The organism is Pseudomonas sp. HP_14, from assembly GCF_055283875.1.
The window spans coordinates 42,885-53,882 of record NZ_JBTOQI010000021.1 but is presented as its reverse complement, the minus strand read 5'-3'; the positions used below and the strand labels follow the sequence as shown (position 1 = coordinate 53,882).

Genomic DNA, 10,998 nt, shown 5'->3' with positions numbered 1-10,998 from the left:
AAACCCCTTCCGAGCCAACTAAACTGTCCAACTCATTGATTACCAAGGAGTTTTTCGTTCCGTCTGCGCCAGAAGAGGTGCGAATTATAGAGAGATTCGAGAGGCCGTCAATAGCTAATTTGTGCTTTTCATGAAAAACCTTAAAAACACGCTTTCTTCTATATATAGAAAGGCTTAGACCACACCAGCCCGACGCAACGCGTCAACCTCAGTAGCCTGTAAGCCCAACACCCGTTCAAGCACTTCATCGGTGTGCTCCCCCAATAAAGGAGGGGCATGCCGATACTCAACCGGTGTATCAGACAGACGAATAGGGCTGGCCACCTGCGGCACACTCCCGCTCAGCGCATGAGGCAATGTCATCGCAAGCCCTCGCGCCTTCACCTGTGGATCGTTGAACACCTGCGCCAAGTCGTTGATAGGCCCACAAGGCACGCCTGCCAACTCCAGCTCACTTACCCATTGCGCAGTCGCCTTGAATACAGTCGCCTGACGAATAAGCGGAATCAGCTCTGCTCGATGAGCCACACGAAGCTTATTAGTCAGAAACCGAGGGTCATCCGCCCATTGAGCCTGCCCGGCCACCTCCGCAAACTTCCTGAACTGGCTATCGTTACCCACCGTCAGAATGAAATCGCCGTCAGCGGTAGGGAAGTCCTGATAGGGGACGATATTCGGATGCGCATTACCCAAGCGTGCAGGAGCTACGCCTGTCGTCAGGTAATTCAGCGCCTGATTCGCCAGGCAGGCCACCTGCACATCCAGCAAAGCCATATCAATGTGCTGCCCAAGCCCGCTCTGATCGCGGTGCGCCAAGGCTGCCAATGTCGCGGTAGTCGAATAGACCCCCGTCATGACGTCAGTCAACGCCACCCCAACCTTCACCGGCCCAGCCCCCTCCTGATCATCCGCACGCCCGGTCAGGCTCATCAACCCGCCCAACCCCTGAATCATGAAGTCGTACCCGGCGCGCCTTGCATAAGGACCAGTTTGCCCAAACCCGGTAATCGAGCAGTAGATCAACTTCGGATTGATCGCTTTAAGCGACGCGTAATCCAGGCCATAAGCAGCAAGACCCCCGACCTTGAAGTTTTCAATCAGGATATCGGACCTGGCAGCAAGCTCCCTGACCAGCGCCTGCCCCTCAGGCAAGGTAAAGTCGATAGTCACTGACTGCTTATTCCGGTTGGCAGACAGATAATAGGCAGCCTCACTGGTGTTCTCGCCTTTAGTGTCCTTCAGAAAGGGAGGCCCCCATGCCCGGGTGTCATCGCCATTGCCCGGCCGCTCAACCTTGATGACTTCGGCCCCTAGGTCAGCAAGGATCTGCCCTGCCCACGGCCCAGCCAGCACCCGGGATAAATCCAATACGCGGATATGCGAAAGCGCACCCATGACACGCCTCCTTAACAGAAGGCCTGAATGCCGGTCTGCGCCCGCCCGAGAATCAGCGCATGCACGTCATGAGTTCCCTCATAGGTGTTCACCACCTCAAGGTTGACCAGGTGCCGGGCAATGCCGAACTCATCGGAGATACCGTTACCGCCCAACATGTCACGGGCCATGCGAGCGATGTCCAGGGACTTGCCGCAGGAGTTGCGCTTCATGATTGAAGTGATTTCAACCGCTGCCGTGCCTTCATCTTTCATCCGCCCCAGCCGCAGACAACCCTGTAGCGCCAAGGTGATGTCGGTCTGCATGTCCGCCAGCTTTTTCTGGATCAACTGATTAGCCGCCAATGGACGCCCGAACTGCTGCCGATCCAGGGTGTATTGCCGCGCCGTATGCCAGCAAAACTCAGCCGCCCCCAAAGCGCCCCACGAGATGCCATAACGGGCCGAGTTAAGGCAGGTAAAAGGGCCTTTAAGACCTCGCACATCAGGGAAGATATTTTCGTCAGGCACAAAGACGTTATCCATGACGATTTCGCCGGTAATGGAGGCGCGCAAACCGACCTTGCCATGAATTGCCGGAGCGCTCAGCCCGGCCCAACCCCTCTCAAGCACAAAGCCGCGAATGTCGCCTTCGTCGTCCTTGCCCCAAACCACGAACACATCAGCGATCGGACTGTTAGTGATCCACATCTTGCTGCCTGAAAGCCTGTAGCCGCCGTCGACTTTCTTTGCCCGAGTAATCATCGCACCAGGGTCAGAACCGTGATTAGGCTCTGTCAGACCAAAGCAGCCAATCCATTCGCCGGAAGCGAGCTTTGGCAGGTACTTCTGCTTTTGCGCTTCAGTACCGAACTCGTTGATCGGCACCATCACCAGAGAAGACTGCACGCTCATCATCGAGCGGTAGCCAGAGTCGATACGCTCAACTTCCCGCGCAATCAGCCCATAGCAGACGTAATTAAGCCCGCTGCCGCCGTACTCTTCCGGGATCGTTGCGCCGAGCAGGCCGACATCACCCATCTCACGAAAGATCGCAGGATCGGTCTGCTCATGACGAAAGGCTTCCAGCACTCTGGGCGCCAGCTTGTCCTGGGCGAATTGCGCCGCGCTTTCGCGCACCATACGCTCCTCCTCCGTGAGCTGTTGATCCAACAGCAGCGGGTCGATCCAGTTGAAGCTTGCCTTGCCAGCCATGAGCCATCCTCAATCATTGAAATAGTTATGAGTTGATCCTAGACCGGGTAACAAGACCTCACAAACGATGAATACGCACTCTATTGTGCTAATTTCTCACTCCGAGATTCATGACAACAACGATATTGGCTGTGATTAGTGAGGGTCGCGTACATGCGCCGTAAAATCCCGAGTACCGCCGCCCTGGTCAGCTTCGAAGCCGCCGCTCGCCATGAAAGCTTTACCAAAGCCGCCGACGAACTTTCACTGACTCAAAGCGCCATCTGCCGACAGATCGGTAGCCTTGAATCGTTTCTTGGCACCGAACTGTTCCGACGCTCTCGCCGGGGAGTGAAGCTGACCGAAGCGGGCTTGTCCTACAGCAGGCGCATCGCCACACAGCTAGACGCGGTGGAGCGCGATACCTTGTCGGTGATGGGTAACCAAGGCGCCAGCTCGATTGAGCTAGCCGTTGTGCCGACATTCGGCACGCAATGGCTATTGCCCCGCCTGAAGGATTTCCAGCGGAGCCAGCCTGAAGTCACGGTGAACCTCACTAACCGCACGCGACCGTTCCTGTTTGCCGATACTGACTTCGACGCCGCTATCTACTTTGGGGATGCCGAATGGCCAGGCACTGAGTCCTACCGGCTGATGGGTGAGAACCCCGTCCCGGTCTGCAGCCCCGCACTGTTAGGTGGACGGAGCCAGCTTGCCCCGGGAGAAATCGCGACTCTACCGCTGCTACAACAAACCACCCGCCCCTACGCCTGGCGACAATGGTTCAGCGGGCTGGAGATGAACGTTGCCCGGGACATGACAGGCCCACGTTACGAGCTGTTTTCGATGCTCGCTCAAGCTGCCAGCCACGAAATGGGCATAGCTCTGATCCCGCCCTTCCTTATACAGCGCGAGCTGAAAGAACAGCGGCTAGTGGTCGCCAACCCGCACGCACTTGCAAGCCCCAAGGCCTACTACCTGATAATCCCGGTGCGTAAAGTTGAATCGGCATCACTACGGGCATTCCGAGACTGGCTCGCCGGGCAAGCCAAGACTTACGAGCACGAGAGCGCTATAAAAAGCCCTGAGTAACCGTGTAGTCATATTCCAATAAAACCTACAGATATACGTTTTTGTCGCATATAGCTCCTCTCATCCCCGCACGAAAAATAAGGCCTCTAAGCCGCTAAATGCCTGAGGCGCAGCCCTATTCGTTCGTTACATCCATGATTCAGGAATTGAATTCATGGTTTTCTGACATTTCGACTACTTTCCCTCTAAGGCCCAGTAAACAAGGGCTTGAGGCGGAGCGCTGCGACATTTGGTCACGGGATGACTTGTAGTTAATTTATCGTCTCGTTACAAAATGAATTGAAGGCACCAAACTTCGCCTGCAAAATGCCGCGCCCCGCCCGTAAATAGCGGGATCATGCTGATCGGCAGCCCCAGTCGTACTTGCTGAAGTGCGCTGGCCTAATTGAAGAAAACAAGAAGATCACGCAGGAGATTACACGTGCACATTGGCGTTCCTCTCGAGACCCAGTCGGGTGAAAAGCGGGTTGCTGCAACCCCTGAAACCATCAAGAAGCTGATCGCCCAAGGCCATCGGGTCACGGTGCAAAGCGGAGCAGGCATTACGGCCAGCGTCCCGGACAGTGCTTACGAAGCAGCAGGAGCCACGATTGGCGCTGCCGCTGAAGCGCTGGCTGCCGAGCTACTGCTCAAGGTCTGCGCACCGAACGACAGCGAACTGGCACAGATCAAGCGCGGCACGGTCGTTGTCGGGATGCTCAACCCCTTCAACAGCGAAACCATCGGCAAGATGGCTGAGCAAGGCATCACCGCCTTTGCTCTGGAAGCTGCGCCACGGACCTCCCGCGCGCAGAGTCTGGACGTGCTGTCTTCCCAAGCCAACATTGCGGGTTACAAGGCAGTCCTGCTGGGCGCTCACCACTATCCTCGTTTCATGCCGATGCTGATGACGGCAGCAGGTACGGTCAAAGCCGCACGCGTTCTGGTGCTCGGCGCGGGAGTCGCGGGCTTGCAGGCCATCGCCACCGCCAAGCGTCTGGGCGCCGTGGTTGAAGCCTCCGATGTGCGTCCTGCCGTCAAGGAGCAAATCGAATCTCTGGGTGCGAAGTTCATTGACGTGCCTTACGAGACCGATGAAGAGCGCGAATGCGCAGTCGGCGTTGGCGGCTATGCCCGCCCGATGCCTGCAAGCTGGATGCAGCGTCAGGCGGTTGCAGTCCACGAGCGCGCCAAGCAGTCGGATATCGTCATCACCACCGCACTGATCCCGGGGCGCAAAGCGCCGGTATTGCTTAGCGCAGAAACCGTGGCCGAGATGAAGCCTGGCTCAGTGGTGATCGACCTGGCTGCAGCACAAGGCGGCAACTGCCCGCTGACCGTAGCCGATCAGGTCGTCGTCGAGCACGGCGTGACTCTCGTGGGTTACACCAACCTGCCCGCGCTGGTCGCTGCTGACGCCTCGGCGCTCTACGCCCGCAACCTGCTGGACTTCATGAAGCTGCTGTTCGACAAGGACGGTCAGCTGCACATCAACCTGGAAGACGACATTGTTGCCGCGTGCCTGATGTGCCGCGACGGCCAAGTCATCCGCAAGAACGGCTGAGGATAAAACAATGGAAGAGCTGATCTCCCCAGGTATCTACAACCTGATCATTTTCGTACTGGCGATCTACGTCGGTTATCACGTGGTCTGGAACGTAACGCCAGCATTGCACACGCCGTTGATGGCCGTGACCAATGCCATTTCGGCGATCGTCATCGTCGGCGCCATGCTTGCTGCCGCGCTGACCGTGACACCACTGGGCAAAACCATGGGCACCCTTGCGGTCGCTCTGGCAGCCGTCAACGTGTTCGGTGGTTTCCTTGTCACCCGGCGCATGCTGGAGATGTTCAAGAAAAAGGCACCTAAAGTGAAAGAAGAGGTGCGCAAGTAATGAGCATGAATCTGGTTACCTTGCTGTACCTCGTTTCAGCAGTCTGCTTCATTCAGGCCCTCAAAGGTCTTTCGCATCCAACGACCTCACGACGTGGCAACCTGTTCGGCATGCTCGGCATGGCGTTGGCGGTGGTTACTACTGTTGGGCTGGTTTACAAACTGGCAGCGCTGTCCGACACCACTGCTGGCATTGGCTACATCGTGATTGGCTTGCTGGTCGGCGGTACCGCTGGCTCGGTCATGGCCAAGCGCGTTGAAATGACCAAGATGCCTGAACTGGTTGCTTTCATGCACAGCATGATCGGCCTCGCAGCAGTATTCATCGCTATTGCAGCAGTGGTTGAGCCGCAATCGCTGAACATTGTGAAGAACCTCGGAGACGCGATCCCGGCAGGCAACCGCCTGGAGCTGTTCCTGGGTGCGGCCATTGGCGCTATCACCTTCTCGGGCTCTGTTATCGCCTTCGGCAAGCTCTCGGGTAAGTACAAGTTCCGCCTGTTTCAAGGCGCACCGGTACAGTTCGCCGGTCAGCACAAGCTGAATCTGGTGCTAGGCCTGGCGACCCTGGCCTTCGGCCTGTTCTTCATGTTCACCGGCAACCTCGCCGCGTTCGCCATCATGCTGGCTCTGGCCTTCGTGATCGGCGTACTGCTGATCATCCCGATTGGCGGGGCAGACATGCCTGTCGTCGTATCGATGCTCAACAGCTATTCGGGCTGGGCAGCGGCCGGTATCGGTTTCTCGCTGAACAACTCGATGTTGATCATCGCTGGCTCCCTGGTGGGTTCTTCCGGCGCGATTCTGTCTTACATCATGTGCAAAGCGATGAACCGCTCGTTCTTCAACGTGATCGGCGGCGGCTTCGGCGGCGTAACCGACGACGCAGGCCCGGCGGGTGCCAAAGAGGCCCGCCCGGTGAAGTCCGGCTCAGCCGACGACGCGACCTTCCTGCTGACCAACGCCGACACCGTGATCATCGTTCCGGGCTATGGCCTGGCCGTTGCGCGGGCGCAGCACGCGCTTAAAGAGCTGACCGAGAAGCTGACTCACCACGGCGTCACCGTGAAGTATGCGATCCACCCGGTTGCCGGGCGCATGCCTGGCCACATGAACGTATTGCTCGCCGAGGCAGAAGTGCCTTACGACCAGGTGTTCGAGATGGAAGACATCAACTCCGAGTTCGGCCAGGCCGACGTGGTATTGGTGCTGGGCGCCAACGACGTGGTCAACCCCGCAGCCAAGAACGATCCTAAATCGCCGATTGCGGGTATGCCGATTCTGGAGGCCTTCAAAGCCAAAACCATCATCGTCAACAAGCGCTCGATGGCCAGCGGTTATGCCGGTCTGGATAACGAACTGTTCTATCTGGACAAAACCATGATGGTTTTCGGAGACGCCAAAAAGGTGATCGAGGACATGGTTAAGGCGGTCGACAACGCGTAGGCTCCTGATGCGTTAAAACCGGGCCCCGGCGCGAAAAACGCCGGGGCTTTTTACATTCTGCGTAACAGTGTTTTGCTTTGAAACCCGCTAATTAGAGCCTCCAAATGCGACCTTGGTAGCGGGACGAACACCGCCCAACTCTCTAGACTTGGGTTTCGCTTCCACCCCCGAGAAAAGAATCCCATGTACCGTGATCGTATCCGCTTGCCTTCGCTCATGAACAAGGTCATGAGCGCGGCTGACGCTGCCGCTTTGATTCAGGACGGCATGACCGTTGGCATGAGCGGCTTCACCCGCGCCGGCGAAGCCAAGGCTGTACCTCATGCACTGGCCGAACGCGCAAAACTGTCGCCGCTCAAGATCAGCCTGATGACCGGCGCAAGCCTGGGCAACGACCTGGACAAACAACTGACCGAAGCTGGCGTGCTGTCGCGTCGCTCGCCGTTTCAGGTCGACAGCACCCTGCGCAAGGCTATCAATGACGGTTCGGTGATGTTCATCGACAGTCACCTTTCCGATACTGTCGAGCAATTGCGCAACCGGCAGATCAAGGCCGTGGATCTGGCCGTCATCGAATGTGTCGCCATCACCGAAGATGGCCATCTGGTACTGAGCACGTCGGTGGGTAACTCTGCCAGCTTTGCGATCCTGGCCAAGGAAGTCATCGTCGAAATCAATCTCGCCCAGCCGTTGGAGCTGGAGGGGCTGCACGACATCTATATCCCCAGTTATCGCCCTACCCGACTGCCAATCCCAGTGCTGCAAGCTGACACGCGCATCGGCAACCCGGCGGTACAGATAGATCCGGCCAAAATCGTTGGCATCGTTATCAGCAATCAGCCTGACTCGCCTTCAACTGTGCTGCCGCCGGATGTGGACACCCAAGCCATCGCCAGCCATCTGGTGGAGTTTTTCAAAAAAGAAGTTCGCGAAGACCGGCTGACCAACAAACTGATGCCGCTGCAGGCCGGGATTGGCACCATCGCCAATGCCGTCATGCATGGCCTGGTGGATTCGCCCTTCCACGACATGACCATGTATTCCGAGGTGCTGCAGGATTCAACCTTCGAACTGTTCGACGCTGGCAAACTGAGTTTCGCGTCAGGGAGCTCGATGACGCTGTCGGCCAGCAAGCACGCTGAAGTGTTCGCCGACTTCGGACGCTACAAGTCGCGCCTGGTGCTGCGTCCGCAAGAGATCTCCAATCACCCCGAAATCATCCGTCGCCTGGGGATCATCGGCATCAATACCGCGCTGGAGTTTGACCTGTACGGCAACGTCAACTCTACCCACGTCTGCGGCACACGCATGATGAATGGTATTGGCGGGTCGGGAGATTTCGCCCGCAATGCCCACTTGGCGATCTTCGTGACCAAATCCATCGCCAAGGGCGGCGCGATTTCCAGTGTTGTGCCCATGGTCAGCCATGTAGACCATACCGAGCATGACGTGGACATCCTCGTGACCGAGCAAGGCCTGGCGGATCTGCGGGGCCTGGCGCCACGTGAACGTGCCCGGGTCATTATCGACAACTGTGTGCATCCGGCTTACCGGGATGCGCTCAATGCTTATTTCGCCGCAGCCTGCCTTAAAGGAGGACACACCCCGCATGTACTGCGCGAAGCACTAAGTTGGCACTCTCGCCTGGATGAAACAGGCAGCATGCTGCCCGTCTGACGTGAACAGTTGCGAGGTAGCAATACAGTTTTCTACCTCGCAATCTCAGCTTAAAAGACAAACTCGAAAAAACTGTACTGCTGTACTGGTCATTTGGAGGGGTAAAAATAGCCTTTTCACCAAATCGGCGCACAAAATGCACTGAAAACGTGCAGACCGATACAGTTGCCCCAAATAGGAACAAAACAGTGCCTTTAAACAGTTAACTGAACTCGCACAATACAGTTGAACTGTGTCTAGAGAGACTGGCCAACTCGGAGGAAGATGGGCACCAGTTAAATCACTCTCTAGCCCGCCACAAGCGGAAGGATGCACACCATGGAACGTACACTCAGTTCCGACCTTTTCAACGAAAACACCGCTACAACCGCAAAAGCTGCATGGCCTCTTCGCGCTTTCGCTAACCTGATGCTTTGGCAACGTCGCCTGTCCAGCCGCCACCAATTGGCCCGCCTGGATGCACGTCTGCTGGCTGACGCAGGTATCAGCGAATCGCAGCGTTACGAAGAGCTGAGCAAGCCGTTCTGGCGCTAACTGGCGCACGCTGGTCCTGACCTTCCAAGGTCACTCACCAGCAACCCGAATTGCTTCATACAAGACCCGTCGCGGGTAACTGCGACGGGTTTTGTCATTTCTGGAATTCGAAATTCTGAGCGCGCATCTTACGAACCCCATCAATGCGCATGGCAATTCGCACTGGACTGTAGGAGTGAGCTTGCTCGCGATTCTGTCTAGTGGTCGACGAATGCATCGCTTGGACTGACGCTATCGCGAGCAAGGTGGAGCGCCACCCCGGTCACTCCTACAGGAAGAATTCCAAATCAGGTGGTTGCATTCTGGTGACGAGAACTGCGATCCAACTCGAGACAATGGATTGAGGTGAGCGCTCACTGACCGAGATCAAAGCTCCGGCATCAGAACAATACAGTTCAATAATTCATAAAATCATCAAGTACAGTTTGTTATAAATCCCCTGATCTTCACTCCACCACTTAATCAACCAACTCCATGCGCGTCAGTGCTAAAAAGCCAGAACCGCCACGCATGGATACGCGCATGACCCATTCTCCAACCAACCAGCCTTCAAGCTTCGGCGCGTTCTGCATCGCCAGTCTCATGCTTTCAGTCTCCTACGGATCGACCTTCCTCCTGACGCTGTTGATCACCTCTTTTGGTGGAGACGAACGTGATGCAGGCCAAGTGATTTCAGTTGCGATGATCAGCACCATCGCTGCCGTAGTGGGTTCAGGACATCTGGCAGATAAATGGGGGCCTGCGCGATGCATCGCATTGGGTGCGGGCTTCCTGGCGGCGGCATCATCAGGGTTCGCCATTGCAGACAGCCTAGGCCCCTGGCTTATGGTCTGCGCACTGATGCTCGGTCTCGGCTGGGGAGTCTTCTACACCCTGGGGCCCATCATGGTGGCAGGCATGGTTGAACCCAATCGTCGCAGCCATAGCTTTGCGCTGCTCTCGGGCAGCATGCTGACCGGTATCGGTACCGGTCCACTGACGGGAAAACTTGCCAGCTACTTTGACCTGCCGATTCAGACTGCTTTTTTCTGCGCGGCGATCATGGCGGTGGGAGGCGGAGTGTATTTCTGGCGAACAGGGCAGCATTTCCACACAAACGCTTCACCCAATGATCGCGCCCAGATCGGCCTCACCTCTGCGATCAAGGTTTTAACCTCAAAAGCCGCCTTCTCCATTCTAATGGTCGGGCTTGGCGGGGCGATCTTCGGCGGGCTAGGCAGCTTCCAGACCAGCTACGCCTCCAGCCTGGGACTTGATTACTCGGTGTTCTTCATCTGCTTCATGGGGGCTGCCATCTGCTGTCGCTTGTTGATCGCGAGCTGGGTGGTCAAACGCAATCCGTTCGCGGCGTCCTGCGTACTGAGTGCCATCATGCTGGTTGCAGTCCTAAGCTTTGGCCAATGGGTGCATGACCTATTCAGCTATGGGCTGGCGGCGGCTTTACTGGGTATCGGTTACGGCCTCAATTACTCCGTTATCAATGGCCTTGCTGCCAATGAAGCCCCTTGCGGGCTTACCGCGCAGTCATTACTGCTATTCAGCCTGGCGTACTTTCTGGGCGTGTTCGGCTTTCCTTTCATTGCAGGCAAACTCATTGTCCACGGCGGGGTCAATGGGATGCTGTTCAGCACGGGATTGATTGCCCTGCTGGTCTGGGTGATCAGCCTCGGCAGATGGCTAAACGACGCGTTGCTGGCGAATGCCCGCAGAGCTTAGGAAGCGCCGTCTACAGCCACGCCATGCTAGGCTTGTGACAGTTCCGTACTATCAGTTCTGTCACGGCCTTCACGAAACAGCCGGGCCAGCCCG

General features: G+C 56.9%; 9 protein-coding genes. 7 read left to right on the top strand and 2 right to left on the bottom strand.

Annotation, left to right across the window (positions count from 1 at the left end; all coding sequences use genetic code 11):
• Positions 1-174: 174 nt before the first annotated feature.
• A complete protein-coding gene (locus ACYASS_RS14650) occupies positions 175-1,395 on the bottom strand; it encodes a CaiB/BaiF CoA transferase family protein (protein WP_463586653.1) in 1,221 nt (406 codons plus the stop codon).
• 11 nt (positions 1,396-1,406) lie between these two features.
• The gene (locus ACYASS_RS14645; protein WP_463586652.1) at positions 1,407-2,588 is read right to left on the bottom strand and encodes an acyl-CoA dehydrogenase; all 1,182 of its coding nucleotides are present in this window, start codon (positions 2,586-2,588) and stop codon (positions 1,407-1,409) included.
• A 153-nt stretch (positions 2,589-2,741) separates the two neighbouring features.
• Here ACYASS_RS14645 and ACYASS_RS14640 point away from each other — a divergent pair, with 153 nt between their 5' ends.
• The 7 genes from ACYASS_RS14640 (at position 2,742) to ACYASS_RS14610 (ending at position 10,905) form a co-directional block, all read left to right on the top strand.
• On the top strand, positions 2,742-3,659 hold the full coding sequence (locus ACYASS_RS14640) for a LysR family transcriptional regulator (protein ID WP_463586651.1): 918 nt from the start codon (positions 2,742-2,744) through the stop codon (positions 3,657-3,659).
• Between the two features lie 421 nt (positions 3,660-4,080).
• Entirely contained in the window at positions 4,081-5,202 is a 1,122-nt protein-coding gene (locus tag ACYASS_RS14635) for a Re/Si-specific NAD(P)(+) transhydrogenase subunit alpha (protein ID WP_243249138.1), read from the top strand.
• Positions 5,203-5,212: 10 nt separating this feature from the next.
• A complete protein-coding gene (locus tag ACYASS_RS14630; RefSeq protein WP_122664641.1) occupies positions 5,213-5,533 on the top strand; it encodes an NAD(P) transhydrogenase subunit alpha part 2 in 321 nt (106 codons plus the stop codon).
• Positions 5,533-6,978 carry an NAD(P)(+) transhydrogenase (Re/Si-specific) subunit beta gene (locus ACYASS_RS14625; protein ID WP_243249139.1) on the top strand — a complete coding sequence of 482 codons (1,446 nt, stop codon included), beginning with the start codon at positions 5,533-5,535 and terminating at the stop codon, positions 6,976-6,978. The genes ACYASS_RS14630 and ACYASS_RS14625 overlap by 1 nt, the downstream gene beginning before the upstream one ends.
• 183 nt (positions 6,979-7,161) lie before the next feature.
• Positions 7,162-8,655, top strand: a complete 1,494-nt coding sequence (locus ACYASS_RS14620) for an acetyl-CoA hydrolase/transferase family protein (RefSeq protein WP_463586650.1) — start codon at positions 7,162-7,164, stop codon at positions 8,653-8,655.
• A gap of 318 nt (positions 8,656-8,973) precedes the next feature.
• Positions 8,974-9,189, top strand: a complete 216-nt coding sequence (locus tag ACYASS_RS14615; RefSeq protein ID WP_122664644.1) for a DUF1127 domain-containing protein — start codon at positions 8,974-8,976, stop codon at positions 9,187-9,189.
• 522 nt (positions 9,190-9,711) lie between these two features.
• Positions 9,712-10,905, top strand: coding sequence for an MFS transporter (locus ACYASS_RS14610; RefSeq protein ID WP_463586649.1), 1,194 nt, complete (start codon positions 9,712-9,714; stop codon positions 10,903-10,905).
• Positions 10,906-10,998: the final 93 nt, after the last annotated feature.